27 protein-coding genes are annotated in these 26214 nt (G+C 70.1%); 19 read left to right on the top strand and 8 right to left on the bottom strand.

Going from position 1 to position 26214, the window contains the following annotated elements; genetic code table 11:
* Positions 1 to 176: 176 nt before the first annotated feature.
* On the top strand, positions 177 to 707 hold the full coding sequence (locus tag ACIHFB_RS06275; protein ID WP_365270847.1) for a Clp protease N-terminal domain-containing protein: 531 nt from the start codon (positions 177 to 179) through the stop codon (positions 705 to 707).
* An 81-nt stretch (positions 708 to 788) separates the two neighbouring features.
* Entirely contained in the window at positions 789 to 1787 is a 999-nt protein-coding gene (locus ACIHFB_RS06270; protein WP_365270844.1) for an EamA family transporter, read from the top strand.
* A 77-nt stretch (positions 1788 to 1864) separates the two neighbouring features.
* Here the strand turns inward: ACIHFB_RS06270 and ACIHFB_RS06265 are convergent, their stop codons facing one another.
* Both ACIHFB_RS06265 and ACIHFB_RS06260 read right to left on the bottom strand, forming a co-directional pair.
* Positions 1865 to 2497, bottom strand: a complete 633-nt coding sequence (locus ACIHFB_RS06265) for an FMN-binding negative transcriptional regulator (protein ID WP_400125512.1) — start codon at positions 2495 to 2497, stop codon at positions 1865 to 1867.
* Entirely contained in the window at positions 2497 to 3183 is a 687-nt protein-coding gene (locus tag ACIHFB_RS06260) for a pyridoxamine 5'-phosphate oxidase family protein (protein ID WP_365270838.1), read from the bottom strand. The genes ACIHFB_RS06265 and ACIHFB_RS06260 overlap by 1 nt, the downstream gene beginning before the upstream one ends.
* A gap of 36 nt (positions 3184 to 3219) precedes the next feature.
* On the opposite strand from ACIHFB_RS06260, the gene ACIHFB_RS06255 reads away from it, so the two are divergent.
* Positions 3220 to 4551, top strand: a complete 1332-nt coding sequence (locus ACIHFB_RS06255; protein ID WP_365270836.1) for an aminotransferase class I/II-fold pyridoxal phosphate-dependent enzyme — start codon at positions 3220 to 3222, stop codon at positions 4549 to 4551.
* Positions 4552 to 4821: 270 nt separating this feature from the next.
* Here ACIHFB_RS06255 and ACIHFB_RS06250 read toward each other — a convergent pair whose 3' ends face one another.
* A complete protein-coding gene (locus tag ACIHFB_RS06250) occupies positions 4822 to 5790 on the bottom strand; it encodes a DMT family transporter (RefSeq protein ID WP_365270833.1) in 969 nt (322 codons plus the stop codon).
* A gap of 74 nt (positions 5791 to 5864) precedes the next feature.
* Here ACIHFB_RS06250 and ACIHFB_RS06245 point away from each other — a divergent pair, with 74 nt between their 5' ends.
* Positions 5865 to 6767, top strand: a complete 903-nt coding sequence (locus ACIHFB_RS06245; protein WP_365270830.1) for a LysR family transcriptional regulator — start codon at positions 5865 to 5867, stop codon at positions 6765 to 6767.
* A gap of 1 nt (position 6768) precedes the next feature.
* Here the strand turns inward: ACIHFB_RS06245 and ACIHFB_RS06240 are convergent, their stop codons facing one another.
* Positions 6769 to 7236 (bottom strand): pyridoxamine 5'-phosphate oxidase family protein, encoded by a 468-nt coding sequence (locus ACIHFB_RS06240; RefSeq protein WP_400125509.1) that lies wholly within the window; start codon positions 7234 to 7236, stop codon positions 6769 to 6771.
* Positions 7237 to 7378: 142 nt separating this feature from the next.
* Between ACIHFB_RS06240 and ACIHFB_RS06235 the strand changes: the two genes are divergently transcribed.
* Complete coding sequence (locus tag ACIHFB_RS06235) at positions 7379 to 8026, top strand: cysteine hydrolase family protein (RefSeq protein WP_400125507.1); 648 nt, start codon at positions 7379 to 7381, stop codon at positions 8024 to 8026.
* Here ACIHFB_RS06235 and ACIHFB_RS06230 read toward each other — a convergent pair.
* On the bottom strand, positions 8013 to 8480 hold the full coding sequence (locus ACIHFB_RS06230) for a Rieske (2Fe-2S) protein (RefSeq protein ID WP_365270822.1): 468 nt from the start codon (positions 8478 to 8480) through the stop codon (positions 8013 to 8015). The genes ACIHFB_RS06235 and ACIHFB_RS06230 overlap by 14 nt on opposite strands.
* 294 nt (positions 8481 to 8774) lie before the next feature.
* Between ACIHFB_RS06230 and ACIHFB_RS06225 the strand changes: the two genes are divergently transcribed.
* The gene (locus ACIHFB_RS06225) at positions 8775 to 9446 is read left to right on the top strand and encodes a TetR family transcriptional regulator C-terminal domain-containing protein (RefSeq protein WP_365270820.1); all 672 of its coding nucleotides are present in this window, start codon (positions 8775 to 8777) and stop codon (positions 9444 to 9446) included.
* A gap of 21 nt (positions 9447 to 9467) precedes the next feature.
* Here the strand turns inward: ACIHFB_RS06225 and ACIHFB_RS06220 are convergent, their stop codons facing one another.
* Positions 9468 to 10277: a class II aldolase/adducin family protein gene (locus ACIHFB_RS06220; protein ID WP_365270818.1), complete on the bottom strand. Its 810-nt coding sequence runs from the start codon at positions 10275 to 10277 to the stop codon at positions 9468 to 9470.
* Positions 10278 to 10344: 67 nt separating this feature from the next.
* Positions 10345 to 11862: an aldehyde dehydrogenase family protein gene (locus ACIHFB_RS06215; protein ID WP_365270815.1), complete on the bottom strand. Its 1518-nt coding sequence runs from the start codon at positions 11860 to 11862 to the stop codon at positions 10345 to 10347.
* 130 nt (positions 11863 to 11992) lie between these two features.
* Between ACIHFB_RS06215 and ACIHFB_RS06210 the strand changes: the two genes are divergently transcribed.
* The 12 genes from ACIHFB_RS06210 (at position 11993) to ACIHFB_RS06155 (ending at position 24138) form a co-directional block, all read left to right on the top strand.
* A complete protein-coding gene (locus ACIHFB_RS06210) occupies positions 11993 to 12976 on the top strand; it encodes an SMP-30/gluconolactonase/LRE family protein (protein WP_365270812.1) in 984 nt (327 codons plus the stop codon).
* A 116-nt stretch (positions 12977 to 13092) separates the two neighbouring features.
* On the top strand, positions 13093 to 13941 hold the full coding sequence (locus ACIHFB_RS06205; protein ID WP_400125505.1) for an SDR family NAD(P)-dependent oxidoreductase: 849 nt from the start codon (positions 13093 to 13095) through the stop codon (positions 13939 to 13941).
* A 115-nt stretch (positions 13942 to 14056) separates the two neighbouring features.
* On the top strand, positions 14057 to 15235 hold the full coding sequence (locus ACIHFB_RS06200; RefSeq protein ID WP_400125503.1) for an amino acid deaminase/aldolase: 1179 nt from the start codon (positions 14057 to 14059) through the stop codon (positions 15233 to 15235).
* 41 nt (positions 15236 to 15276) lie between these two features.
* The gene (locus ACIHFB_RS06195; protein WP_400125500.1) at positions 15277 to 16548 is read left to right on the top strand and encodes an MFS transporter; all 1272 of its coding nucleotides are present in this window, start codon (positions 15277 to 15279) and stop codon (positions 16546 to 16548) included.
* Between the two features lie 52 nt (positions 16549 to 16600).
* Positions 16601 to 17962, top strand: a complete 1362-nt coding sequence (locus ACIHFB_RS06190) for a D-arabinono-1,4-lactone oxidase (RefSeq protein ID WP_365270803.1) — start codon at positions 16601 to 16603, stop codon at positions 17960 to 17962.
* Positions 17963 to 18146: 184 nt separating this feature from the next.
* Positions 18147 to 18902 carry a HipA family kinase gene (locus ACIHFB_RS06185; protein WP_365270800.1) on the top strand — a complete coding sequence of 252 codons (756 nt, stop codon included), beginning with the start codon at positions 18147 to 18149 and terminating at the stop codon, positions 18900 to 18902.
* Positions 18899 to 19309: a DUF3037 domain-containing protein gene (locus tag ACIHFB_RS06180; protein ID WP_400125498.1), complete on the top strand. Its 411-nt coding sequence runs from the start codon at positions 18899 to 18901 to the stop codon at positions 19307 to 19309. The genes ACIHFB_RS06185 and ACIHFB_RS06180 overlap by 4 nt, the downstream gene beginning before the upstream one ends.
* A gap of 126 nt (positions 19310 to 19435) precedes the next feature.
* Complete coding sequence (gene fabG, locus ACIHFB_RS06175; RefSeq protein WP_365270794.1) at positions 19436 to 20197, top strand: 3-oxoacyl-ACP reductase FabG; 762 nt, start codon at positions 19436 to 19438, stop codon at positions 20195 to 20197.
* Positions 20198 to 20207: 10 nt separating this feature from the next.
* On the top strand, positions 20208 to 20972 hold the full coding sequence (locus tag ACIHFB_RS06170) for an SDR family oxidoreductase (RefSeq protein ID WP_400125496.1): 765 nt from the start codon (positions 20208 to 20210) through the stop codon (positions 20970 to 20972).
* Positions 20973 to 21159: 187 nt separating this feature from the next.
* Positions 21160 to 22749, top strand: coding sequence for an ABC transporter substrate-binding protein (locus ACIHFB_RS06165; RefSeq protein WP_400125494.1), 1590 nt, complete (start codon positions 21160 to 21162; stop codon positions 22747 to 22749).
* An 81-nt stretch (positions 22750 to 22830) separates the two neighbouring features.
* On the top strand, positions 22831 to 23514 hold the full coding sequence (gene ung, locus ACIHFB_RS06160) for a uracil-DNA glycosylase (RefSeq protein WP_365270786.1): 684 nt from the start codon (positions 22831 to 22833) through the stop codon (positions 23512 to 23514).
* A 105-nt stretch (positions 23515 to 23619) separates the two neighbouring features.
* On the top strand, positions 23620 to 24138 hold the full coding sequence (locus ACIHFB_RS06155) for a hypothetical protein (protein ID WP_400125492.1): 519 nt from the start codon (positions 23620 to 23622) through the stop codon (positions 24136 to 24138).
* Positions 24139 to 24730: 592 nt separating this feature from the next.
* Here the strand turns inward: ACIHFB_RS06155 and ACIHFB_RS06150 are convergent.
* Positions 24731 to 25243, bottom strand: coding sequence for a DinB family protein (locus tag ACIHFB_RS06150; RefSeq protein ID WP_365270781.1), 513 nt, complete (start codon positions 25241 to 25243; stop codon positions 24731 to 24733).
* A gap of 140 nt (positions 25244 to 25383) precedes the next feature.
* Between ACIHFB_RS06150 and ACIHFB_RS06145 the strand changes: the two genes are divergently transcribed.
* On the top strand, positions 25384 to 26214 hold an 831-nt coding region (locus tag ACIHFB_RS06145), incomplete at its 3' end, for a Gfo/Idh/MocA family protein (RefSeq protein WP_400125490.1).

Raw genomic sequence — 26214 nt, 5'->3', positions numbered from 1 at the left:
AGCGTCACGGTTGCGCGAGGGGCGCAGGGGTGGGGCGGTGTGCGCCGCCGACGGCCAATCGGCGTGATCTCATCCGTAAGGAGGAGATTCCTACTGCTCGGCTCCACTCTGTGTGGGACGCAAAGATGCTTCTCTCCGGGGATGTCCTGATCTGGAGGGACTGATGGGGTAGGGGTGTGCAACCCCGAATCCCCCGGCAGGCGGCCCAAGGCCAGGGCGGCCACCGCATGGACAACGATGCCGGGCTCAGTGACGAGCTGGCAGCGGTGGTTTCCGGTGCGCGTCGCCGGGCCGTGCGGGACGGGGACCGGCAGATCGACTCGGCCCATCTGCTGCACTCGCTCCTGGAGTCCGACCCCGAGGTGCGTGCCGTCTTCGAGCACGGCTCGCAGGTCGCCCGGCTGCTCGGCTATCTGGTGCAGCGCAGTATCGGCTACGGCCTGCGCTGGCAGGGCAGCGTCGAGGACTCCGGTGCCGTCCCCGTCGTGAACGGCGAGGCGGGCTTCTCGCCGCTGGCCGCGAGAGCGATGGAGTACGCCCGCGGGCGGGCCGCCGTGCGCGGTGACGAACCGGCCCTCGGGGTCGACCTGCTCGCCGCCATCGTCGTGGACCCGCAGGCACGGGCCGTCGAGGTGCTCGACCGTGCCGGGGTCGACGCGCACGCGCTCTTCGTGCGGATCGAGCTGCACTTGGAGAAGACCGGCTGACCGGCCGGAGGCCCGGGTTCCCGTCCAAGCGCTGAGACAGGTGTCATCGGGGATGACGCTCATGTCGTCGCCTGTCATCATGTGCCGGTGCATACGTCAGACAGCAGCAGCGGTGGAAAGGGCGTCGGGCTCGGACTCGCGCTCGTTTCCGCGCTGGCCTTCGGGGGATCCGGTGTCGCGGCCAAGCCGCTGATCGAGGCGGGGCTCGACCCGCTCCACGTGGTGTGGCTGCGGGTGGCGGGCGCGGCGCTGGTGATGCTGCCGCTCGCCGTGCGTCACCGTGCGCTGCTGCGCCGGCGGCCCGCGCTGCTCGCCGGGTTCGGTCTGCTCGGCGTGGCCGGTGTCCAGGCCTTCTACTTCGCCGCGATCTCCCGGATACCCGTCGGGGTCGCGCTGCTCGTCGAGTACCTCGCGCCCGCCCTCGTCCTGGGCTGGGTGCGGTTCGTGCAGCGGCGGCCGGTCACCCGCGCGGCCGCGCTCGGTGTGGTCCTCGCGGTCGGCGGGCTCGCCTGTGTCGTCGAGGTCTGGTCCGGCCTGAGCTTCGATTCCCTCGGCCTGCTCCTCGCGCTCGGTGCCGCCTGCTGCCAGGTCGGCTACTTCGTCCTGTCCGACCAGGGCAGCGCCTTGGGCGCCGAGGCCCCGGACCCGCTCGGCGTCATCGCCTACGGCCTCCTGGTCGGCGCCGCCGTACTGACCGTCATCGCCCACCCCTGGACGATGGAGTGGTCCGTACTCACGGACGCCGCGGACATGAACGGCACCCCCGTCGCCGCTGCTCTGCTGCTCGGCTGGATCGTGCTCATCGCCACGGTCGTCGCGTACGTGACCGGCGTGGTCTCCGTACGTCGGCTGTCTCCACAGGTCGCCGGCGTCGTGGCCTGCCTCGAAGCGGTCATCGCGACCGTGCTCGCCTGGTTCCTGCTCGGCGAGCATCTGTCGGCACCGCAGATCATCGGAGGCGCCATCGTGCTGGCCGGCGCCTTCATCGCCCAGTCCTCCGCACCGGCCAAGGGCTCCGTCGAGCCGGTTGCCACCGGCGGGACGGACACGCGGGTGTCGGCGCGGGGGGCCGCCGGCTGAAGCCTCGCCGGGGCCGGTGTGTCGTCTGCCGGTTCGTCGTGGCCGGCGGCGCGGTTCCCTGCGCCCCTAGGGGGCGCTCATGAGATGCGCCTGCGTTGCAGATGTTCCAGTGCCGCCGTGTCACGCGGCCCGGCCCGGTTCGCCAGTTGCTCCGCGATCCGGTCCTTGACCTCCTCCGTCTGTCTGCCCGCGTACTTGAACTTCGCGCGCACGCCGGTGACTTCGAGCCGCAGCCCTCGGATTCCCGGCAGCATCCGGCCGTACGGCACCTCTCCCACCGCGGCCCGCGCCGAGCCGCCCTCCGGCTGGAAGTGGCCGACCTGGTGGTTGAGCAGCTCGGCCTTCTCGGACGGGTCGTCCACGACATGTGCGTGGCAACGGAGTTGGACCGCTGCGTAGAAGCTCGTCGGTACGCCGTGTTCGGACGGGACGTCCGGCGCCGCTTGCCAGGGTCCGGATACGTACACGTAGTCGTCGACCACGCTCAGGACGACCTCGGGGTTCGCCAGCAGTGCGGGCCACAGGGGATTGGGGCGGGCCAGATGCGTGACGGCCTCGCCGCGCTCGGCGTCGTAGGCGAAGTGCAGGGGCTGGACGTGCGGCGGCTCGCCCGGCAGGCCGTTGACGGCGAGCTGGCCGAAGTCGTGGACGGCCAGCCACTGCTGCCACTCGGAGTCGTCGTGTGGCGCGTCCCAGGGGTGGATCAGCATCACAGGACTGCCAGGTAGTCGGGGAGTTCCGTGCCGGGGGACAGTTGGGGGTCCGCGACCGGGGTGGCGTAGCCCTTGTGGAGGGGGACGACGCCGGCCCAGTGGGGGAGGGACAGGTCCTCGGGCTCGTCGTTCACGCCGCCGGTGCGGAGCTTGGCGGAGACCTCGTCGAGGTCGAGGCGGATGACGGCGGTGGCGGCCAGCTCCTTCTTGTTGGCGGGCCGGGAGTCGGCGGCACGGCCGGGTACGACGTGGTCGACCAGGGCGTCGAGCGCGGTCCGCTTCTCCTCGGGGTCGGTCACGTCGTGGGCGATGCCGTGCACCACGACGGAGCGGTAGTTCATCGAGTGGTGGAAGGCCGAGCGGGCCAGGATCAGGGCGTCCACGTGCGTGACCGTCAGGCACACCGGCAGGCCGGGGTCGGTCCGGCCCGTCATCCGCAGCGGGCGCGAACCGGTCGAGCCGTGCACATAGAGCCGCTCGCCGACCCGGCCGTACAGCGTGGGCAGCACCACCGGCGCTCCGTCGCGGACGAAGCCGAGGTGGCAGACGTAGCCCTCGTCGAGTATCGAGTGCACCAGATCCCTGTCGTACGACGCCCGGTCGGGGGAGCGCGTGGGGACCGTGCGGTCGGTCGGCGTGTACGCGGTGGGCTGCGACGTCGGCTGTTGCCGGGTCCCCTGCATTTGTGGTCTCCATTGCTCTAGTGCATAATTGACTTTGTGCTAGAAGGATATCGGATCACCGGACGGCGCGCAGCCGAGATTGCGGCCAGTGTCGAGGCCGCCGTGGGGTCGGGAGAGCTGGAGCCCGGCCAACTGCTGCCGCCGATGCGGGAGTTGGCGGTCGAGCTGGGCGTGAATCCCAATACGATCGCGGCCGCGTACCGCACCCTGCGCGAACGTGGGGTCATCGAGACCTCGGGGCGCCGCGGTAGCCGGGTGCGGCCCAAGCCGGCCACCACGGGACGCGAGTACGTCCGGGTGGACGTGCCCGAGGGCGTGCGGGACGTGGCGAGCGGCAACCCGGACCCCGCGCTGCTGCCGTCGCTGGCCAAGGCGTTCGCGGCCGCCGCCGAGCAGGCCGACCGCGAACCCGTCCTCTACGGAGACGAGCCGCTGGAGCCGGAGTTGGCCCGTCTCGCCCGCGCCGACCTGGACGCGGGCGGAGTACCGGACGGGCCCCTCGCTGTAGCCTGCGGCTCCCTCGACGTCATCGAGCGGGTCCTCGCCGCCCACCTCAAGCCGGGGGACACGGTCGCCGTGGAGGACCCCGGCTGGGGCAGCCTGCTGGACCTCGTCCCGGCACTCGGGCTGCGAACCTCCCCCGTCGGACTCGACGACGAAGGGCCGCTCCCCGATGACGTACGCCGTGTCCTTGAGGCCGGGGCGCGCGCCCTGATCGTCACCGACCGGGCGCAGAACCCGACCGGCGCGGCGGTGAGCGCCGCACGCGCGCGTGCCCTGCGAGCCGTGCTCCGGGAGTACCCGAAGACCCTGCTGATCGACGACGACCACGGCCACGGCATCGTCGACCTGCCCCTGCATTCACTCGCCGGCGTCACCCACAGCTGGGCCTTCGTGCGCTCGGTCGCCAAGGCGTACGGCCCCGATCTGCGGCTCGCGGTACTCACCGGGGACGCCGTCACCGTGGACCGGGTGCGCGGGCGGCACCGGCTCGGGCCCGGCTGGGTCAGCCGGATCACCCAGCGGGCCGTGGTGCGGTTGTGGGCCGACGGCGCGGTGGACGCGCGCGTGGTGGGGGCGGCGTACGGACGGCGCCGGGACACGCTGATCGGCGCGCTCGCGGAGCGCGGGGTACCCGCGTACGGCCGTAGCGGGCTGAACGTCTGGATCCCCGTGCCGGACGAGACCGGAGCCGTGGCCCGTCTGCTGCACGCCGGCTGGGCCGTCGCCCCCGGCGCCCGCTTCCGGATGAGCGCACCGCCCGGCATCCGCGTCACCGTCTCGACACTCACGGAGGAGGAGACGGCACCGCTGGCGGATGCCATCGCCGCGGCCGTCGGCCCGGCGTCGATCCGGAGGCATGTCTAGGTCGGCTGATCCGGGTCCTGACCTGGATCAGCCCGATCCGGACTCGCTGCTGCGCATTCCGCCGGCGGTGCCCGAAGGGCGCGGAGGAGGCCGCACCGCTGGTGGTGGATGCCATTGCTGCCGCCGTCGGTCCGGCCCCCGATCCTCAGACATGACCAGGCCGGCGGATCGCGGGCCCGACTTGGATCAGCCCGATCCGGACCGGCGCTCCGCCGGTAGTGCTCCGAAGGCGGCGGGCGGGGAACTGGTGGCGGACCTCGCCCGACCCGCTCAGACCGGCTGGCGCTCCGTCGCGCTCACGGCATCCCGGGCGACGCGACCCCGGACCAGCCAACGGCCCCCCGCCTTCGGCCGTATCTGCGTCAGCGCCGCGCCCGCCAGCACGATCACCGCCCCCACCGGCGTCCACCAGCTCAGCGACTCCCCCAGGATCGCGACACCCGCGGCCGTGGCGATGACCGGGATGAAGTACGTGACCATCGTGGCCGTCGTGGGACCGACCTCGGCGACCAGGCCGTACTGGATGAGGAAGGCCAGACCGGTGCCGAGCGTGCCCAGGGCCACGATCGCCAGGAGTGGCCAGGCCTCGAAGCGCGTCGGCCAGGAGGTGAACAGAGGGGTGACGACCGCCAGTTGGACCGTGGCCAGGAGCAACTGGGCGCCCGAGAGCGACAGATGCGAGTAGCCGGACCCGGCCAGAGTGCGACGGACGTAGATCCAGCCGATCGGGTAGCTGAGTGAGGCCGCCAGGGCCATCGCCGTGCCCGCGGCGTCCAGGCCCTGGAAGCCCTGCCACGCGCCGAGCACCGTCAGGACGCCCAGGAAGCCGAGGCCGAGTCCCGCGACGCGGACCCGGGTGGGCCGGTCCTCGGAGAGGGCGACCAGGGACAGGGCCATGCCCCACAGTGGCGTGGTCGCGTTGCAGATGCCGGCCAGCGTGGACGGGATGGTCAGCTCGGCGTAGGCGAAGAGCGAGAACGGCAGTGCGTTGAGCAGGAACGCGGCGACCGTCAGATGCCCCCACGTCCGCGCGTCCCGCGGCAGCCCCTGCCGCTTCATCGCCATCGCCGCGGCGAGTACCGCCGTCCCGAACGCGAGTCGGCCGAGCGTGACCTGGAAGGGGGCGTAGCCCTCGGTGCCCACCTTGATGAGCAGGAAGCTGAAGCCCCAGACCAGGGCGAGGGCGCCGAAGCGCAGCCGCCAGTCGAGGGCGGCACGGACTTGGGTGGGGGTGCTCATGGCGACCACGATGGTGGACACGATCTCGTAGCACAAGCGAGATTTCGCGCACGGTATCTCGTAGTATTGCTTACATGTTGAACCTGGAGCGCCTGCGCACCCTCGACGCCCTCGCCCGGCACGGCTCGGTCAGTGGTGCCGCCGAGGGCCTGCACATCACCACCTCGGCCGTCTCCCAGCAGATGTCCAAGCTGGAGCGCGAGGTCGGACAGCAGCTCCTCGCCAAGAACGGCCGGGGTGTACGCCTCACGGACGCCGGCCGGCTCCTCGCCGAGCACGCGGCCCGCATCCTCTCCCAGGTGGAGCTCGCCCAGTCGGATCTGGAGGCGCAGCGCGGACAGGTCGTCGGCGAGCTGCGGCTGGCCGCGTTCCCCACCGCCCTGCGCGGGCTGTTCCCCCTGGCGCTCGCCGCCCTGCGCACCGACCACCCGGCGCTGCGCGTGCGGTCGAGGGAACTGGAGCCCGAGGACGGGGTCAACGCCGTGCTCCGCGGCGACGCCGACCTGGCCGTCGTCCTCGACTGGTACAACAAGCCGCTGCCCATGCCGCAGGGGCTCGCCAAGGCATCGATCCTGGAGGATCCCGTCGGCGTCGCCATGGCGGAGGGGCATCCCCTCGCCGGCCGGGACGAGGTCGACCTGGCGGACTTCGCGGGCGACGAATGGGTCGCCTGGCCCGAGGGCGAGTTCTGCCACGAGTGGCTGCTCTACACCCTGCGCGCCAAGGGCATCGAGCCCCGGATCGCCCATCGTGCCGAGGAGCACCACACCCAGCTCGCCCTGGTGGCCGCCGGCCTCGGTGTCTGCGTCGCGCCCCGGCTCGGCCGCGACCCGATGCCCGCGGGGGTGCGGGCCGTGCCGGTGCGGCACGGCGCCCACCGGTACATCTACGCCGTGTGGCGGGCCGACGCAGACCGCCGCCCGTCGATCCGGGCGGCGGTCGAGGCGCTGCGGGAGGCAGCCCTGAAGGTCGGCTGAGCTATGCGGAACCCAGCTTGCGGAAGTCCCAGGAGACGATCTTCTCCGGTGTCAGCCGCATCCACGCGTGCCGTCCGTCGTGCGGCATCTCCTCAAGGCCGAAGTTCTTGCGCGCGAACAGCGTCTCCGGGACGTCGAGTTCCGCACGCAGCTCACCGGTGCGCGGGCTCTCGCCCACGAAGTCGACGGTCCCGGACAGCTCGACGCCGCGCAGCTCGTCGTACTCCTCACCCGTGTCGACCACTATCGCGACCCGCGGATCCCGTCGCAGATCGGTCCATCGCTTGCTGCGCACCACGGAGTACAGCCACATCGAGTTGCCGTCCCAGGCGAACCAGAGGGTGCTCACATGCGGCGACCCGTCGGCCGACACGGTGGCGACCCGGCAGGTGCGCTGGCTGGTCAGGAACTCGTCCAGCTCACCCGGTGTCATCATGATCTTCCGGCCCCGGCGCTGAGTCACGGTCATGCGGCCCCCTCTTCTCTTCTCCCACGTCGTGTCAGAGGAGAGATCCTCTGACATCACGTCAGAAAAGGATGAGCGGTCTTCCGTCCTCGCGCAATGGTGGCTACTCTCGCCCGCCTCAACCGGTCGGCGACAAGGGGGCACCATGCCGTCGTACGAACAGCTCAGCGGACTCCTCGACCCCGTGACCACCGTATTGCTCACGGTGGAATGCCAGCAGGGCGTCGTCGGCCCGGACAGTGCCCTGCCGGAACTCGCGCAGGAGGCCCGCTCCTCCGGTGCCCTCGCGAACGTCGCCAGGCTGGTGACCGGGGCCCACGAGAGCGGCGTCCAGGTGGTCCACGCGATCGCCGAACGCCGCCCGGACGGCCGGGGCGGCAGCCGTAACGCCCGGTTGTTCCGCGCCGCCGAACGGCTCCCCGTCCAGCAGCTCTCCGGCTCCGCGGCGGTGCGGGTGGCCGCCCCGATCGAGGTCGCCGAGGAGGACATCGTCGTACGACGGCTGCACGGGCTGTCGCCCATCCAGGGCACCGAGGTCGACGCGCTCCTGCGCAACCTCGGCGCCCGCACCCTGATCGTCACAGGTGTCTCGGCCAACGTCGCCGTCCCCAATGCCGTCTTCGACGCGGTCAACCGCGGTTACACCGCCGTCGTGCCCACGGACGCCATCGCCGGGGTGCCCTCCGACTACACCCCGGCGATGATCCGCAACACCCTCGCATTGGTCGCCACGGTCGCGACCACGGACGAGGTGCTGGCCTGCTGGAAGGGGCCACGCGTCACGCGAGCGTGATCGAGTCCCCGGACACGGTGACCTGCTTGGCCTCCAGCGGCTTCGTGGCGGGGCCCTTCTGCACGCTGCCGTCGGCGATGGAGAAGCTGCTGCCGTGGCAGGCGCAGGAGATGACGTCCTCCTTGAGGTCCGTCATGGGGCAGCCCTGGTGCGTACAGATCGTCGAGAACGCCTTGTAGTCACCTGCCGCCGGCTGCGAGACCACGACCTTCTCGTCGCTGAAGACCTTTCCGCCGCCCTCCGGTATCTCGGAGGTCTTCGCGAGCGCGGCACCGCCGGCACCGCTGTCCGCTGCGGAGGAACTGGCGTCGGCGCCCTGTTCGGTGGACGAGCCGGACGCGTCGTCCTCCGACCCGCAGGCGGTCAGCGCGACGGCGAGCCCCGCCGCGCCGACCGCCGCCACGACGGTACGACGGCTCGGGCTCGACACCGGCTGAACTGTTTCGCTGGTCATGCTGACGTTCCTTCCGGGAGTTCGTGATCTGCCGAGAGGTACGGCCCTTGTGGACCGGCTGTTCAGACAATGTCGAGATCCTGACGCGTTCTCGCGAAGGGGTGGGTAAAGCGGACCTGTCGATTCCCTGTCAGGCGCTGTCGATTCGCTGTCGGCATCGGCGCAGCGCCGATGCCGACAGCGAATGCCGGGCCGATGCTCCGACGTCGTTCAGCCGGAGCCGCTCCGGCAAGCCAAATGTTGGTCGACCGTCCAAGACGCTGCGATACCCTGAGGGGGACGCACACTCCGCTCTTGAAGCAGAAAGCGAGCCAGATGTCTCGTATGGCAGCGAAGGACCGGCGCGAAGAGCTGATCGCGGCGGGGTTTCGGGTGATGATCCGCGACGGAGTCACGAAGGCGACCACGCGCGCGATCGTCAACGAGGCCAAAATGCCGCTGGGCGTCTTCCACTACTGCTTCACATCGCGCGAAGAACTGCTTCAGGAAGTCCTCACCCGCTTTACCGACAGCACGGTGGCCGCCGCGCGGAAGACGTTCGAAGCGGAGGGCGACCTCGAATCGCGTATCACCAAGAGCCTGAGCGCCTTCTGGGGCACGGTCGAGCTCAGCCCTGGAGAACACCAGGTCAGCTATGAACTGACGCACTACGCCTTGCGTCAGGCCGGGTTCGAGGATCTGGCCCGACGTCAGTACGAGCACTACCGGGAAGTCCACCAGGAACTGCTGGAGGAGGCCGCCAAGGCCGCGGACATCGAATGGGCCGTGCCCGTTCCGGTGCTGGCCCGCTATCTCAACGCGGTGCTCGATGGCGTCACCCTGAACTGGCTGGTCGACCGCGACAGCGAGCAGAGTCGGGAGGTCCTGCGTCTGACGGGCGACCACCTCCTGACGCTGGCCCGCGAGCGGACCCGGCCGACAGCGGAGCCGAGCCCGGCGTCAACAGAGCCGAGCCCGGCGTCGTAGTCGCCACTTGCAATGAGTCGCCTACTCGAACAGATCGGGCTCCTCCGCCGTGATCTGATCCCAGAGCGGACGGAACTGGAACCAGCCCGGCAGCGCACCGGAGATCTGGTCACGGACCATCCGCGCCGTCTCGGCGTCGATGAGATGCGGCTCTCCGGCGGCCATGGCCAGCAACTGGGCCTGGCAGGAACGCTCCATCGTGATGAAGTACCAGGCCGCTTCGGCGACGGACGCCCCGACCGTGAGCAGCCCGTGGTTCCGCAGGACGACGGCCTTGCCGTCGCCCAGGGCACGGCCGATGCGCCGGCCCTCCTCGGTGTCGTTGACCACGCCCCGGTAGTCGGCGTAGATGCCGTGGTCCTCGTAGAAGGCGCAGGCGTCCTGGGTGATCGGCTGCAGCGGGACGCCGAGGCTGGAGAAGGCCTTGCCGTGCACGGAGTGGGTGTGTGCCGCCGCGACCACGTCCGGCCTGGCCCGGTGCACCTCGGAATGGATGCAGAACGCGGCGTTGTTCACCGGGCGCCTGCCTTCCAGGAGCGTGCCGTCGTGGTCGACGAGGATCAGGTCGGAGACGCTGATCCGGCTGAACGACATGCCGAAGGGGTTGACCCAGAAGGCCGACGGGTTCTCGGGGTCACGGGCCGTGATGTGTCCGGCCACGCCCTCGGAGAAACCGAAGCGGGCGAACAGCCGGAAGGCGGCGGCGAGTTCCTGCTTGCGCACCTCGCGCTCCTGCTCGAAGCTCAGGTTCTGCTGGGGCAGCGGCAGGAAGACGCCTTCGGGCAGGGGGGCGACGGAGTCGTGCGTGGGCGTCTCGGATGTCGTGGTCATGGTCTGGCCTCTCGAAGGTCCGGCAGATGTGTGAACTTCGGGTGCGTGAACAGCGGGGCGCGAAGCGCTACTTGGCACGGCCGCGCAGGCCGCCGTACATGACGTCCACCAGGCGGAGGATGAACCGGTAGGCCGAGGGCTCGTACGGGATCATGTGCATGTCGCGGCGCATCGGGAACCGGTTCGCGCTGATGGCCTGGACCCTCGTGTACTTGAGGAATCCCTCGGCCCCGTGGCGGACACCGAGGCCCGATTCCTTCCAGCCGCCCATCGGCAGACCGAGGGCCATGTAGTTGGTCTGGGCGTCGTTGATGGTGACGCAGCCGGCCTCGAACCGTTCGGCGAGGCGGCGGGCGCGCTTGAGGTCCGATCCGATGATCGAGGCCTGAAGCCCGTACTTACTGTCGTTGACCAGCCGGAGCGCTTCCTCGGCGTCGGCGACCTTCATCACGGGCAGCGTGGGGCCGAACGTCTCCTCGCGCATGCACTTCATGCCGTGGTCGACATCGACGAGCAGCGTGGGTGCGAAGAACCGGCCGGGTCCTTCGGAGGCCTGCCCTCCGACGAGTACGCGGGCGCCCTTGCGCACGGCGTCGCCGACATGGTCCTCGATGACCGCCAGTTGGGGAGGGAAGGTGACGGCGCCCACGTCGACACTGCCGAGCCCGGCCGGCCTGCCCGAGGTGACCTGCTGGAACCGTTCACGAAGCAGGGCGATGTACGCGTCGTACACCGGCTCCTCGACGTAGACCCGCTCCACCGAGGTGCACATCTGACCGCCGTTGGAGAGGGCCCCCTGGATGGTGACGCTGACGGCCCGCTCCAGGGAGGCGTCGGCGAGGACGACCAGCGCGTCCTTGCCGCCGAGCTCCAGCGAGCAGGGGATGAGACGCTCGCCCGCGCGGGCCGCGACCAGGCGGCCGGTCCTCGTCGATCCGGTGAACATCACGAAGTCCACGGTGTCCACGACCGCCGCGCCGGTGGCCCCCGCGCCCGTGACGACCTGGAAGACGTCCTCGGGCCAGCCGCACTCACGGACCATCCGCTCCATGAGCAGCGCGGTCAGTGGCGTCTGCTCGGAAGGCTTCAGGACGACCGCGTTCCCCGCGGCGAGGGCGGGGATGGCGTCGCCGAAGGAGTTGAGCAACGGGTTGTTCCACGGGCCGATGACTCCGACGACACCACGCGGCACCCGGCGCGTGTACATGCTGCGGCCGAGGACGAACGGCGAGAGGGAGCGGATCTTCGTGGTGGCGAGCAGGCCGCGGGCCTGCTTCGCCCAGTGGGCGAAGGCGCTCGCACAGTAGACGATCTCGACGATCGCGTCCTCCTGCGCCTTGCCGTTCTCCTCGACGATGCAGTCGGTGATCTCTTCGCGGTGCGTCAGGAGCCAGCGGCGGCCCCGCGCGAAGAACTCGGCGCGGGCACGGGTGTCCAGTTCGGCCCAGCCCTTCTGTGCCCGCCGGGCGCGCTCCACCGCCTGCGCCACCTCTTCCGCGGACGTCTCGGTCACCTCGCCGACCACCGCTTCGGTGGCGGGGTTGTCCACCTCGATACGTGCGCCCGTCGGGGGGCCGCCTGTCATGAGCGCTTGATTCTGAGTCACGGAAACTCCCCACCGGAACGTTGACTTCTCTTCACTCAGAATGAGACGGTCAGTCGTACAAGTCAAGCGTCTTGTACAAGCGTCCAAGTAGACGTGAAGGAGCGGTCGGATGAACCGTCGGACGAAGAGGGCGGCGTCGGTCGCGCTGACCGGCCTGGGCGTTCCCGAGTCCCTGCGCTGGCATCAGGGAGCCCTGTGGTTCTCGGATCTCGCGCACGGCAGGGTGCACCGATGGGACGGCGCCGCGGAGCCGGAGACGGTGATCGAGGTCCCCGGCCGGGCCGGCGGGCTCGGCTGGCTTCCCGACGGCCGCCTGCTCGTCGTCTCCATGGACGGCGGCTGCGTGTACCGCCTGGAGGCGGGGGGCGAACTGGTCGTACACGCCGATCTGCGCCACATCGTCGGCGGCCCGGTCAACGACATGCTCGTGGACCCCGAAGGGCGCGCCTACGTCGGCAACTTCGGCTTCGACTACCACGCCCACTCCCGTGAGCACCCGAACTCCCTGCTCTACGCGCCGCCCGGACCTCCGAGAGCCCCGATCGCCTGCCTGGCGCCGGACGGAAGCCTGCTCGGGCTGACGGATCCCCTGCTTTTCCCGAACGGGACCCTGCTCAGCGCCGACGGCGAGAACGTGATCGTGGCCGAGACCCTGGCCATGCGGCTCACCGTCTTCTCCAGGAACCCCGACGGCTCCCTGACCCGCCCGGAACCGTGGGCACCCCTGATCTCACCGCTCCTGTGGCGCCTGGTGAACCACCCGGGGACGGCCGGCCGCATCACCCGCAGGATCTCGGCACTCCTGGACCACCCGGGCGTATCGAAGCGCTCCTCGTCCCCGATCGCACCGGACGGCATCGCGTGGGACGCCGACGGCACGTCCGTCTGGGTCGCGAACGCCCTCCGAGGTGAATGCGTGCGCGTCGCCCGCGGTGGCCGCGTCCTCGACCGGGTCGCCACCAGCCAGAACACCCTGAGCTGCCTGATGGCCGGACGCGACGGACGCACCCTCTTCGCCGCCACCGTCCCTACGGACGATCCCGTCCGCGCCGCCGAACTCAACGGTGGCCGCATAGAGATGGTGCGGCTGTAAGCCCCTGTCCCTGTTCCTGCCTCGGCCCCATTTCCTGCCCCTGCCCCTGGGTAACAATTCAGGAGAATTCCACTTGAACAATTGACTTGGACGGTTGACCAAGAGAGGCTGAAGCCATGTCCCAACCATCCGAACCATCCGCAAAGAGCAAGGTCATTCTCGTGACCGGCGCGGGCGGCGGCATCGGGGCCGCCATCGCGGAACTGGCGATAGCGCGGGGCCATCGCGTCCTGCTGACCGACGTGGACGAGGACGCCGTCCTGGCCCGGGCCCACGCCCTGGGCGAGCGAGCCGCCGCACACGCCCTGGACATTCGCAGTCCCGCGGACTGGAGCAGGGCATTCGACGCGGCTCAGGCCCGATTCGGGATCGTAGACGTGCTGGTCAACAACGCCGGCATCACCCACACCGGACTCGCCCGCGATCTCCGTCACCAGCAGCACCGCGACATCGTCGAGATCAACCTGCTCGGCTCCATCACGGGGGTCTGCACGGCGCTGGAGCGCATGACCGCACAGGGCCACGGTCACATCATCACCGTCTGCAGCATGACGTCGTTCCTGCCGCTGCCCGGATACGCCACCTACGGCGCCACGAAGCACGGCCTTCGGGCCTTCCACCACAGCGTCGCCATCGAGGAACGCGACGGACCGCTGGACTTCACGATCGTCCATCCGCCGTCCACCCGGACCGGCATGCTCGACCAGGAAATGGCCGACCCCTCCGCCGCCATCGCCTTCGCGGAGAAGTCCTACGCCCCGGAGCGGATCGCCAAGGCCGTCGTCGACGCCATGACCGCCAAGCCGGTCGAAGTGGTGTTCCCGCCGCTCGCCGGCCGCTTCCAGCGGATCGTCGGAGTCTTCCCCCGGCTGATGCGCCGCGTCATCCCCATCGTCGAGGCCAAGGGCCGACGGCAGCGGGAGCGGCTGCACTCCGCTCAGGGGATCCCGGCATCCGGAAAATGACGAACCTCCAAGAAAGGGTGCGGATGTGAGTACGCACATGGCGTCCCGACCGGACGTGACAAGGCCGGACGCGAAAAGGGCCGTATCCGAGGCCACCGGGCCGAACGAGGCCCGGATGATCCAGCTGAACAGGGCGACCGAGCACCTGGACGCGCCGTTCGCCGTGGTGGACCTGGACGCCTTCGACGCCAACGCCGCGGAACTGGCACACCGGGCGGCGGGCCGGGCGACCATTCGGCTGGCCAGCAAGTCGGTCCGCAGCCGCGAGCTGATCGCGCGTGCCGCCCGGTGTGACGGGTATCGGGGAATCCTCGCTTTCACCCTGCCCGAGGCCCTGTGGCTGGCCGAGGACCATGAGGACGTGGTGATCGGCTATCCGACGACGGACCGTACCGCGCTGAAGCGGCTCGCCTCGGACGAGCGCGCGGCCTCCCGCGTCACCCTCATGATCGACTCGATCGGTCAGTTGGACTTCGTCGACGAGGTGGTGGGCACCTCCCGCCCCGACATCCGCGTCTGCATCGATCTGGACGCCTCGCTGGAACTGGCGGGAGGCCGCATCCACCTGGGCCCGTACCGATCGCCGGTGCACTCCCCCCGGCAGGCGGCCGCACTCGCCCGCGTCATCCAGGACCGACCCGGATTCCGTCTGGCCGGCCTCATGTCCTACGAAGGCCAGATCGCCGGGCTGGGCGACAACCAGCCGGGCTCGCTGCTCAGACGGGCCGCGATCCGCGCCATGCAGCGCCTCTCCGCCGCCGAACTGGCCGACCGGCGCGCTGCGGTCATAGCCGCCGTGGAGGCCGTGGCGCCGCTGGAATTCGTCAACGGCGGCGGCACGGGCTCCATCGAGCAGACCTCCGCCGAACACGTCATCACCGAGATCGGTGCCGGATCGGGGCTCTACGGGCCCGGACTCTTCGACTTCTACCGGCGCTTCCGCCCCCGGCCCGCGGCCTTCTTCGTGATGTCCGTCGTACGCCGCCCAAGCCCCAGGATCGCCACCGTGCTCGGCGGCGGCTGGATCGCCTCCGGCGCGACCGGCCCCGACCGCCAGCCCACCCTGGCCTGGCCGCACGGGCTGCGTACGAACCCACGGGAAGGGGCCGGCGAAGTCCAGACACCGGTCCTGGGCGCCGCCGCGCAGGGGATGCGGCTCGGCGACCACATGTGGTTCCGGCACGCCAAGGCCGGCGAACTGTGCGAACGCGTCAACACACTCCACCTGGTGTCCGGCACGGAGATCGTCGGCGAGGCCGCGACCTACCGGGGCGAGGGACACGCGTTCCTGTGAGCCCGTCCTGAACAGGCCCGTTTCCGTTCCCGGGAGGCCGAATGTCCACCGAGTTCCACCCTCAGGCCCCGGTGCCGGCGACCGCCGTCGCGACCGATGCCGGCCATGCGCCGACCGAGCCCGTCACCCGTGGCTGGATCACCCTGTTCGGCGTGGTCTGGTTCGGGTTCTGGATGGCGAGTCTCGTACCCCTTCAGCTGCTGCTGCCCCAGCAGCTGGAGATCATCGATCCGGCGTCCAAGGTCCACAGTTTCGCCGTCGTCAACGCCCTCGCCGGACTGGTCTCGCTGCTTGCCCTCCCGGTGTGCGGGGCGCTGTGCGACCGCTCCCGCAGCCGCTTCGGACGCAGAAGGCTCTGGCTCGCGGGCGGCGCGCTGTGGTTCGCGGCGGGGCTGGCGATCACCGGGGAGCAGACGACGGTGACCGGCATGACCCTCGCGTGGTCGGCGAGCATGCTCGGCCTCAGTGCCGCCACGGCCGGGCTGACCGCCATGATCGCCGACCGCGTCCCCGTCGGCCAGCGCGGTCTGGTGTCCAGCGCGATCTACGGCCCCCAGTCCCTCGGTGTGGTGACCGGCATCGCCCTTGTCTCCGTGTTCGCGCTGGCCCCCGCGAGCGGTTACCTCGTCATCGCGGCCCTGCTGATCGTCTGTACCGTGCCGTTCCTCGCCCGCTTCCGTGACACCTCGTACGCCGCCGAGCCCGCGCTGAGTCTGCGCACGCTGCTCACCTCCATGGGCCGCTCGCTCAGGAACCGCGACTTCGCCTGGGCGTTCGGCGGACGGCTCCTGGTCAACCTGGCCAACTCCCTGGGCGTCTGCTACACCCTCTACTTCCTGACCGACGACCTGTTGGTCCCCGATCCGGCCGGCAGCCTTCTCGCCTGTACAGCCCTCTACCTCGTGGCCGGCGTCCTGGCCAGCTCCGTCGCCGGAGTGCTGTCCGACCGCCTCGGCAGACGACGGATCTTCGTCGCGCTGGCGGCGCTGCTCCAGGCGGCCTCGGGTTTCCTCCTGGCGAGCTTTCCCAACCTCGGCATCACGCTGGTGGCGTCAGCCGTCATGGGTGCGGGTTTCGGTGCGTACATGGCCGTCGACCAGGCGCTGATCACCCAGGTCCTGCCCGACGCCGAGAGCCGGGCCCAGGACCTCGGCATCATGAACATCGCCGCGGTCGTCCCGCCCTCGCTGGCCCCTTTGATCGCCAGCTTCATCATCACCTCCGACCGCGGCTATCCACTGCTGTTCTCCTGCGTGGGCGTGGCCGCGACCGTGGGGGTTCTGCTCGTGTACCGCGTTCGGTCCGTCAGATAGCGACGCTGAGCCGGCCCTCACCCGCCCTCCGCCCCGAGAAGAAAGGAAAGCCGTGGACACGCTCCCCTCCAACGCGCCCCGGCACAGAGCGAATCCGACCCGGAAGCCGGTCCCGAAGCCGGACACCTGGCGGAACTGGTCCGGGAACGTCACCGCTCGCCCGGCCCGAGTCGTCTCCCCCTCCTCGGTGGAGGAACTGCGCGCCGTCGTTCGCCGGGCGGCCGAGGTCGGCCTGCCCGTGAAAGCCGTGGGCAGCGGCCACTCCTTCACCACCGCCGCCGCAACGGACGGCGTACTGATTCGCCCCGACCGACTCAGCGGCATCCGTGCGATCGACCCGAAGGCCGGCACCGTCACCGTCGAGGCGGGTACGCGGCTCAAGACTATGAACACGGCTCTGGCCCAACACGGCCTGTCGCTCACGAACATGGGCGACATCATGGAACAGACCGCGGCCGGCGCCACCAGTACAGGCACCCACGGAACGGGGCGCGCATCGGGTGGGATCGCGGCGCAGATCCGGGGCCTGGAGCTGGTGACGGCGGACGGTTCGCTGCTGAGGTGCTCCGCGACCCAGAACCCGGAGGTGTTCGCCGCGGCGCGCGTCGGACTCGGCGCCCTGGGCGTCGTCAGCGCCCTCACCTTCGCCGTCGAGCCACTCTTCCTCCTCGCCTCCCATGAGGAGCCGATGACGTTCGACACGGTCACCGCGGCCTTCGACGAACTCCACGCGCACAACGACCACTTCGAGTTCTACTGGTTCCCGCACACGGACAACTGCAACACCCTGCGCAACAACCGGACCGTCGGCCCCCACTCCCCGCTCGGTCGGCTCAAGGCATGGTTCGAGGACGAGTTCCTCTCCAACAACGTCTTCCAGGCACTCAATTCCGTATGCCGAACCATCCCCGCCACCGTCCCGGCCATCGCGCGGATCACCAGCCGGGGCCTCTCGGCCAGGAGCTACACGGACATTCCGTACAAGGTCTTCACCAGCCCGCGCCGCGTCCGGATGATCGAGATGGAGTACGCCGTCCCGCGCGAGGCCGTCCTCGACGTCCTCCGCGAACTCAAGACCATGATCGAGCGCTCCGATCTGCGCATCAGCTTCCCGGTCGAGGTCCGCACCACGCCCGCCGACGACATCACCCTCTCCACGGCATCCGGACGCGACAGCGCCTACATCGCCGTCCACGTCTACCGGGGCATGCCGTACCGGCGGTACTTCGCGGAAGCGGAGCGCATCTTCGTCGCGCACGAGGGTCGCCCGCACTGGGGCAAGCTCCACACCCGGGATGCCGCCTACCTCGCGGAGGCCTACCCCCGCTTCGACGAGTTCACGGCACTGCGCGACCGGCTCGACCCCGACCGACGCTTCACCAACGCCTACCTCCGCAGGGTGCTCGGAGACTGACCCACCGGTGCGCCGGCGGGGAACACCTGCACCTGGAAGCCCGCGTGATCACCCTCGGTTACTATGCTCACTTCATGCCGGAGGACGGAAGCAAGGGGCGCACCGCTCGGCGGGTGATTGCCGCCGCTCCGACCCTCCAAGCCGACCGTGGATTGCAAGGCTGAAGAGACGGATGGCCTGAGAAGTGCTGAAAGTTGTCACCGCCACCCGCTACATCACGCCCCTACGGGAGGGCGGCTCGCTGCCGGGGCTCGTCGAGGCCGACGACTTCGGGACGTACGTCATGAAGTTCACCGGCGCCGGACAGGGCCGCAAGACGCTCGTCGCCGAGGTCGTCTGCGGCGAACTCGCCCGCCGGCTGGGGTTCCGGGTCCCCGGGCTCATGACGATCGACCTCGATCCGGTCCTCGGGCTCGGCGAACCCGACCAGCAGGTACAGGAGTTGCTCAAGTCCAGCGGCGGCACCAATCTCGGCATGGACTTCCTGTCCGGAGCGCTCGGCTTCGACCCGCTCGCCTTCGAGGTGTCCGCCGAGGAGGCCGGGCGGATCGTCTGGTTCGACGCGCTCGTGGGCAACGTCGACCGGTCCTGGCGCAACCCCAACCTGCTGATGTGGCAGGGCGACCTGTGGCTCATCGACCACGGCGCCACCATGATCTGGCACCACAACTGGCCCGGCGCCGAGACCTCCGCGGCCCGCCCGTACGACGCCTCGGACCACGCGCTGGTCTCCTTCGCGCCGGACGTCAGGGCGGCCGCCGCCGAACTGGCGCCCCTGGTGACCGCCGACCTGGTCGCCGAGGTGACCGCCTCGATCCCCGAGGTGTGGCTCACGGACGAGCCCGGGTTCGAGTCGCCGGACGCGCTCCGACGGGCCTACGCGCAGCCGTTGGTCGCTCGGGCCGCCGTCATCCACGAACGCATCGAGGGGATCAAGTGAGCGAGCGCACCCTGGGCACCCGTGCCCGCGGGAAGGACGTCTTCGAGTACGCGCTGCTGCGGGTGGTGCCGCGCGTCGAGCGCGGGGAGTGCTTCAACGCCGGCGTGCTGGTGTACTGCCGCGCCCGGTCCTTCGTGGCCGCCCGCACCCACCTGGACGAGGCCAAGCTGCTGGCGCTGGACCCGGCGGCGGACGTGGCGGGCGTACGGGCCGCGCTGCGTGCGGTCGAGGGCGTGTGCACCGGGGGAGAGGCGGCCGGACAGGCCGCGCGCGACGACGCCGGACGCCGCTTCCGCTGGCTCGTCGCACCGCGCTCGACGGTCCTCCAGCCCGGGCCGGTGCACACCGGGCTCACCGCCGATCCGGCCGTGGAGCCGGAGCGGTTGCTGGATCTGCTGGTGAGGTAATGGATCACACCCGCGTCGTGTGGCGTTGACACCGGGTGCCAGGGCTTCTAGCGTCACGTCTGCTGAAGGTACTAAGCGGTCGCTCACCAGATGGGCGTACGTTCTCAAGGGCGAGGAGAAGCAGCAATGTCCACCACTGAGCAGCGGGTAGCCGTGGTCACCGGTGCCGCGCGCGGTATCGGTGCCGCCACCGCCGTACGACTGGCCGCCGAGGGCCGCGCGGTCGCCGTGATCGACCTCGACGAGGCCGCATGCAAGGACACCGTGGAGCAGATCACCGCGGCGGGCGGCAAGGCGATCGCGGTCGGCTGCGACGTCTCGGACGAGGCGCAGGTCGAGGCGGCCGTCGCCCGGATCGCCGACGAGCTCGGCGCGCCGACGATCCTCGTCAACAACGCGGGCGTGCTCCGCGACAACCTGCTGTTCAAGATGAGCGTCAGCGACTGGGACACCGTCATGAACGTCCACCTGCGCGGCGCGTTCCTGATGTCGAAGGCCTGCCAGAAGCACATGGTGGACGCCAAGTTCGGCCGGATCGTCAACCTCTCCTCGTCCTCGGCGCTCGGCAACCGCGGCCAGGTCAACTACTCCGCCGCCAAGGCCGGCATGCAGGGCTTCACCAAGACCCTCGCCATCGAGCTGGGCAAGTTCGGCGTCACCGCCAACGCGGTCGCCCCCGGCTTCATCGCCACCGAGATGACCAAGGCCACCGCCGACCGCGTCGGCATGGGCTTCGAGGACTTCAAGGCCGCGGCCGCCACCCAGATCCCCGTGCAGCGCGTCGGCTACCCGGACGACATCGCGGGCGCCATCGCCTTCTTCACCGGCGAGGACGCCGGATTCGTCTCCGGCCAGGTGCTGTACGTGGCCGGCGGACCGCTCGACTAGGGGCAGGGACATGACTTCGCAACTCCCCGAGCCTTCGGGCAAGGTCGCGCTCGTCACGGGCGCCAGCCGCGGCATCGGCTACGGCGTCGCCGAGGCGCTCGTCGCCCGCGGTGACCGCGTGTGCATCACCGGCCGCAACGAGGACGCCCTCAAGGAGGCCGTCGAGGCACTCGGCGCCGACCGAGTCATCGGCGTCGCCGGCAAGGCGCACGACGAGGCCCACCAGGCCGTCGCCGTCGAGCGCACCGTGGAGGCCTTCGGCCGGGTCGACTTCCTGGTCAACAACGCCGGTACGAACCCGGTGTTCGGCCCGCTCGCCGACCTCGACCTGAACGTGGCGCGCAAGGTGTACGAGACCAATGTGATCTCGGCGCTCGGCTTCGCGCAGAAGACCTGGCACGCCTGGCAGAAGGACAACGGCGGCGCGATCGTCAACATCGCCTCCGTCGCGGGCATCGCGCCCTCGCCCTTCATCGCCGCGTACGGCGTGAGCAAGGCCGCCCTGATCAACCTCACCGCGCAGCTCGCCCACGAGTTCGCGCCCAAGGTGCGGGTCAACGCGATCGCCCCGGCCGTCGTGAAGACCAAGTTCGCCCAGGCGCTGTACGAGGGACGGGAGGCGGAGGCCGCCGCGTCCTACCCGCTGGGCCGGCTCGGCGTGCCCTCCGACATCGGCGGCGCCGCCGCGTTCCTCACCTCGGCGCAGTCCGACTGGATCACCGGCCAGACCCTCGTCATCGACGGCGGCATCTTCCTGAACGCCGGCGTCGGCTGATCCACCCGGCTTCTTCGACGCGGGCGCCCGTTGACGGAAACGGCGCCCGTGTCGACGTTTCCGGGGCACATCGACCGATGACAACGTCGTCAAAGATCCGCTGATCAAGTGCCTTGTGCATGAATGGTTCCGCCGTCCTACGGCTGCGATATGGTCTGCCGACCCTTGGTACGGCAGATCGAGGAGCATGCGCGTGTTCAACCGGAACCGAGGCCTGCGGAACGTGGCGGCCATCGCGTCCATATCGTCCCTGGTGGCCGGGTGCGGGGTGCTGTCGTCGGACTCTTCCGGCGATGAGGAGCCGATCGTCGTCGGGACGACCAGCGCCCCCAGCACCCTGGACCCCGCCGCGTCCTGGGACAGCTCATGGGAGTTGTTCCGCAACATCTACCAGACGCTGCTCAGCTATCCCTTCGGCGCTTCGGCCCCGCAGCCCGACGCCGCCGAGAGCTGCGACTTCACCGACGCGACGAACACGGAGTACCGCTGTGAGCTGCGCTCGGGTCTGAAGTTCTCCGACGGCAGCGTGCTCGACGCGAAGGCCGTCAAGTACTCGATCGACCGGATCAGGGAGATCAACGTCAACGGCGGCCCCGCCGGTCTGCTCGGCAGCCTCGACCGGGTCCAGGCCCTCGGCGACCGTGAGATCGTCTTCCATCTGAACAAGCCGGACGCCACCTTCCCGTTCGTGCTCGCCACACCCGCCATGTCGATCGTCGCCCCCGACGCCTACCCGGCCGACGCGCTGCGCAAGGACGACGGGGTCGTCGGATCGGGGCCGTACGCCCTCAAGTCGTACGACGACGGCAAGCAGGCCGAGCTCGTCGGAAACGACTCGTACAAGGGATTCGCGGACCGCAGAAACGATGCGGTGACCATCCGTTACTTCCAGGACTCGCCCACCCTGACCGGCGCGCTCAAGGACAAGGAACTCGACGTCGCCTTCCGCGGCCTCGCCGCCGACGACATCGTCGACCTCCAGGACAAGGACTCCAAGGGCGAACTCCAGCTCATCGAGGGCTCCGGCACCGAGATCAACTACCTGGTGTTCAACCCGAAGGACCCCTGGGCCGCGAAGCCCGCCGTCCGCAAGGCCGTCGCCCAGGTCGTCGACCGTGCGGCGATCGCGCACCACGTCTACAAGGACACCGTCGAGCCGCTGTACTCGATGGTCCCGAAGGGACTGACCGGCCACACCACCGGCTTCTTCGACGACTTCGGCGACCCCAGCACCTCCAAGGCCCGCGAGATGCTCTCCGACGCGGGCATCACCGACCCCGTTCCGCTCACGCTCTGGTACACCAGCGACCGCTACGGCTCCGCGACCAAGGCGGAGTTCGAGGAGCTCAAGCGCCAGCTCGACGAGTCGGGTCTCTTCCGGGTCACCCTGAAGAGCCGGCCCTGGAAGACCTATGTGGCGGGCTACCAGAAGGGCGAGTACCCGGTGTTCGGGCGCGGCTGGTTCGCCGACTTCCCGGACGCCGACAACTTCATCGCCCCGTTCGTCGGCGAGCAGAACGCGCTCGGTACGCCCTACCCGGCGCCCGAGATCACCGGCGAACTGCTGCCCCGCTCCCGCGAGGAGAGCGACCGCGCCAATGTGGTGCGGGAGTTCGAGGAGGCCCAGCAGATCCTGGTCGACGACGCACGGCTGATCCCGCTGTGGCAGGGCAGGCAGTACGTGGCCGCGAGCGACGAAGTCGCGGGTGCGGAGCGGGCGCTGGACCCGTCGACGATCATGATGATGTGGGAGCTGTACCGCAAGACGAGCTGGTAGTGCGCTCGGCCGCGTCGATTGTCAGTGGTCGCCGGTAGGTTCTGGGGCATCGAAGCGACCGCACATCGTAAGGAAGTCGACGTGACCGACATCTCCATGCTGCCCGAGTCCTGGCGCGGGGTCCTGGGCGACGAACTTCAGCAGCCCTACTTCAAGGAGCTGACGGAGTTCGTCGAGGAGGAGCGGGCGAAGGGTCCCGTCTACCCTCCGCGCGAGGAGGTCTTCGCCGCGCTGGCGGCGACGCCGTACGACCGGGTGAAGGTCCTGATCCTCGGTCAGGACCCGTACCACGGCGAGGGCCAGGGGCACGGCCTGTGCTTCTCGGTCCGTCCGGGAGTGAAGACCCCGCCCTCCCTGCGCAACATCTACAAGGAGATGCAGGCCGAGCTGGGCACGCCCGTCCCGGACAACGGCTATCTCATGCCGTGGGCCGAGCAGGGCGTCCTGCTGCTCAACGCGGTGCTCACGGTCCGGGCCGGCGAGGCCAACTCGCACAAGGGCAAGGGCTGGGAGAAGTTCACCGACGCGGTGATCCGGGCCGTGGCCGGCCGTCCCGACCCGGCGGTCTTCGTCCTGTGGGGCAACTACGCGCAGAAGAAGCTCCCGCTGATCGACGAGGAGCGCCACATCGTGGTGAAGGGCGCGCACCCTTCCCCGCTGTCGGCGAAGAAGTTCTTCGGCTCCCGGCCCTTCACACAGATCGACGAGGCCGTCGCGGGACAGGGCCATGAGCCGATCGACTGGCGTATCCCGAACCTGCGCTGACCTGGAGTGGGCCGTCCCCGTGGGTCGGCCCCGCCTCGCCGGGATTGTCAGTGGCTGCCGTTAGCGTCGTCAGGGAGCGACGTCTGCGAGTGCTGGGAGGGTGCGGTGGCGGAGCGACCGGAGCAGGTGGCGGCGGATGCGGTGATGACGCGGATCGGCCAGGTCGTGATCCTGCACCACGCGGGTGACCGCGAGGAGGCCCGCCACCGCTTCCTGGACCTGTGGGCGGAGATCGGCGAGACGGGGGATCCGCTGCACCGCTGCACGCTGGCGCACTACATGGCCGACGCGCAGGACGATCCCTCGGACGAACTCGCCTGGGATCTACGGGCGTTGACGGCAGCGGACGAGTTGACCGACGAGCGGCTCGCCCAACACGAAGGGGCGCCCGCCGCGCGCGCCCTGTATCCGTCGCTGCATCTGAATCTGGCCGCCGACTATGTGAAGTTGGGCCGCTCCGAGGCCGCGCGGGCGCATATCCGGCAGGCGCGAGGTGCGGTGGATGCGCTGGGGGACGACCCGTACGGGGACGGGGTGCGGGCGGCCATCAGCCGGTTGGAACAGCGGTTGGGGGAGGGGGGCTCTGCGGACGACGGGGGGTGGGGGCCGCCGCGGCAGCGATGACAGCTCCCTCGGCACCCTCAACGCCCGTACGCCTGCCGGCAGATCCTCGACTCCGGGCTTTCGGACTGCCACCCGCCGTATTTCCTGCCGAGGGCGCAGACGTCCCCGGCGTCCGTGGGGATCGGTTCGGTCACCTGGGGGACCTCGACGCGCGGTCGCTGCGGTTGCGCTGCTTTCGGGCTTCGGGGTGCCGGATTCGGCTGCCTCGGAGGTGACGTCGGCGACTGCGGCACGGGTGGCGGAGCCGAAGCCGCTGGAGGCTGCGTCGCCGGTGTCGGATTCCGCCGCGGCCCGACGAACTCCAGCGCCTCCCGTGCCGGCGCCTGCGCGATGTTCGGTTCTGCGCTGCCGTCCGGCCGGGCCGGTACCGTCCCGGAGGGTGGCGCCGGAGGAGCCGATGCCGGGCGCTGGACCGTCACACAGCCGCAGAGGGCCGAGACGGCCACGGTGACGAGGAGCGTTGCGTTGGTCGTCGTTCGATGCACCCGGGCAACTCTGCTGCGTCCGCCGCCCTTTGGGGCACCGGACGAGGTCAGGATGCCCCGCATGGGTGACCAGCGGCGTGTGCGGGGGCCGGACGTGGCGGCCGGCGTCAGTCGCCGACGGCGCCGTCGAGCCGCTCACGGATCAGGTCGGCGTGGCCGTTGTGACGCGCGTACTCCTCGATCATGTGCGTGTAGAGCCAGCGCAGGTTGTACCGCTCGCCGGTGCGACGGTGCTTGCCCTCGGTGATGTCGTCCAGGCCGAAGCGGGCCGCGTTGCGCCGGGCGGTCTCGATCTCGGCCTGCCAGGTGGCACGGGCCTCTTCCCAGGTGTCCGCCTCGGTGAGGTGGAACTCGCCGTCGAGGTCCTCCTCGCTGTAGTAGATCGGCCCCGCGTCCTCGTCCGCGAGCACCCTGCGGAACCAGCTCCGCTCCACGTCGGCCATGTGCCGCACCAGCCCCAGCAAGGACAACTCGGACGGTTCCACCGAAGCGGTCCTGAGCTGGGCGTCGCTCAGACCCTCGCACTTCACGGCGAGGGTCTGCCGGTGGTACTCCAACCAGCCTTCCAGCATCGTGCGTTCGTCAGCGGTGTGGGCGGGCAAGCGGCGCTCAGTCGTCATGCCCGCATCCTGACCGAACTCGGCGCGTCCCACCAGGCATTTTCCGCGGAGCTACGACTGGATCGCCGACCGGCGGCCACCGCGGTCGCCGTATGCTTCCGGGGAAACCCCGGCAAGGAACCGTCAAAGGAGCGCACCCCGTGAAAGTCGGCTGCATCGGACTCGGTGACATCGCGCAGAAGGCTTACTTGCCGGTGCTGGGAGCGCAGCCGGACATCGAGCTGCACCTCCAGACCCGTACGCCCGCGACGCTCGCCCGGGTAGCCGACGGCCTCCACCTGCCCGACGCCCGGCGCCACCGGGACCTGGACGCGCTGCTCGCCCAGGACCTCGACGCCGCGTTCGTGCACGCGCCCACCGTCGTGCACCCCGAGATCGTCGCCAGGCTGCTGGAGGCGGGCGTTCCGACGTATGTCGACAAGCCGCTGGCCTACGAACTCGCCGACTCCGAGCGGCTGGTGGCGCTGGCGGAGTCGCGGAATGTGAGTCTCGCCGTCGGGTTCAACCGGCGCCATGCCCCCGGCTATGTGCAGTGCGCCGATCATCCGCGCGAGCTGATCCTGATGCAGAAGAACCGGATCGGGCTGCCGGAGGAGCCGCGCACGATGATCCTCGACGACTTCATCCACGTCGTGGACACACTGCGCTTCCTGGTGCCCGGCCCGGTCGACGACGTGACCGTCCGCGCCCGCACCGAGGGCGGACTGCTGCACCACGTGGTGCTCCAGCTCGCCGGGGACGGCTTCACCGCGCTCGGTGTGATGAACCGGCTCAGCGGTTCGGCGGAGGAGATCCTGGAGGTGTCCGGGCAGGACACCAAGCGCCAGGTGGTCAACCTCGCCGAGGTGATCGACCACAAGGGTCAGCCGACGGTACGACGGCGCGGGGACTGGGTGCCGGTCGCCCGCCAGCGCGGCATCGAACAGGCCGCGGGCGCCTTCCTCGGCGCCGTGCGTGCGGGCAAGGTGCTC

It is taken from the genome of Streptomyces sp. NPDC051963 (genome assembly GCF_044593495.1).
Taxonomy (GTDB): domain Bacteria; phylum Actinomycetota; class Actinomycetes; order Streptomycetales; family Streptomycetaceae; genus Streptomyces.
The sequence above is the reverse complement of the archived record's forward strand: the minus strand, read 5'-3'. Positions and strand labels throughout refer to the sequence as shown.

Excerpts from the sequence above, each read along its gene's own strand:
- ACIHFB_RS06150 (WP_365270781.1), bottom strand. The coding sequence starts at position 25,243 with ATGACGACTGAGCGCCGCTTGCCCGCCCACACCGCTGACGAACGCACG.
- ACIHFB_RS06170 (WP_400125496.1), top strand. The coding sequence starts at position 20,208 with ATGACTTCGCAACTCCCCGAGCCTTCGGGCAAGGTCGCGCTCGTCACG.
- ACIHFB_RS06205 (WP_400125505.1), top strand. The coding sequence starts at position 13,093 with ATGTCCCAACCATCCGAACCATCCGCAAAGAGCAAGGTCATTCTCGTG.
- ACIHFB_RS06245 (WP_365270830.1), top strand. The coding sequence starts at position 5,865 with ATGTTGAACCTGGAGCGCCTGCGCACCCTCGACGCCCTCGCCCGGCAC.
- ACIHFB_RS06250 (WP_365270833.1), bottom strand. The coding sequence starts at position 5,790 with ATGAGCACCCCCACCCAAGTCCGTGCCGCCCTCGACTGGCGGCTGCGC.
- ACIHFB_RS06230 (WP_365270822.1), bottom strand. The coding sequence starts at position 8,480 with ATGACCAGCGAAACAGTTCAGCCGGTGTCGAGCCCGAGCCGTCGTACC.
- ACIHFB_RS06265 (WP_400125512.1), bottom strand. The coding sequence starts at position 2,497 with ATGCTGATCCACCCCTGGGACGCGCCACACGACGACTCCGAGTGGCAG.
- fabG (WP_365270794.1), top strand. The coding sequence starts at position 19,436 with ATGTCCACCACTGAGCAGCGGGTAGCCGTGGTCACCGGTGCCGCGCGC.
- ACIHFB_RS06260 (WP_365270838.1), bottom strand. The coding sequence starts at position 3,183 with ATGCAGGGGACCCGGCAACAGCCGACGTCGCAGCCCACCGCGTACACG.
- ACIHFB_RS06235 (WP_400125507.1), top strand. The coding sequence starts at position 7,379 with ATGCCGTCGTACGAACAGCTCAGCGGACTCCTCGACCCCGTGACCACC.
- ACIHFB_RS06165 (WP_400125494.1), top strand. The coding sequence starts at position 21,160 with ATGCGCGTGTTCAACCGGAACCGAGGCCTGCGGAACGTGGCGGCCATC.
- ACIHFB_RS06200 (WP_400125503.1), top strand. The coding sequence starts at position 14,057 with ATGATCCAGCTGAACAGGGCGACCGAGCACCTGGACGCGCCGTTCGCC.
- ACIHFB_RS06240 (WP_400125509.1), bottom strand. The coding sequence starts at position 7,236 with ATGACCGTGACTCAGCGCCGGGGCCGGAAGATCATGATGACACCGGGT.
- ACIHFB_RS06220 (WP_365270818.1), bottom strand. The coding sequence starts at position 10,277 with ATGACCACGACATCCGAGACGCCCACGCACGACTCCGTCGCCCCCCTG.
- ACIHFB_RS06215 (WP_365270815.1), bottom strand. The coding sequence starts at position 11,862 with ATGACAGGCGGCCCCCCGACGGGCGCACGTATCGAGGTGGACAACCCC.
- ACIHFB_RS06210 (WP_365270812.1), top strand. The coding sequence starts at position 11,993 with ATGAACCGTCGGACGAAGAGGGCGGCGTCGGTCGCGCTGACCGGCCTG.
- ACIHFB_RS06195 (WP_400125500.1), top strand. The coding sequence starts at position 15,277 with ATGTCCACCGAGTTCCACCCTCAGGCCCCGGTGCCGGCGACCGCCGTC.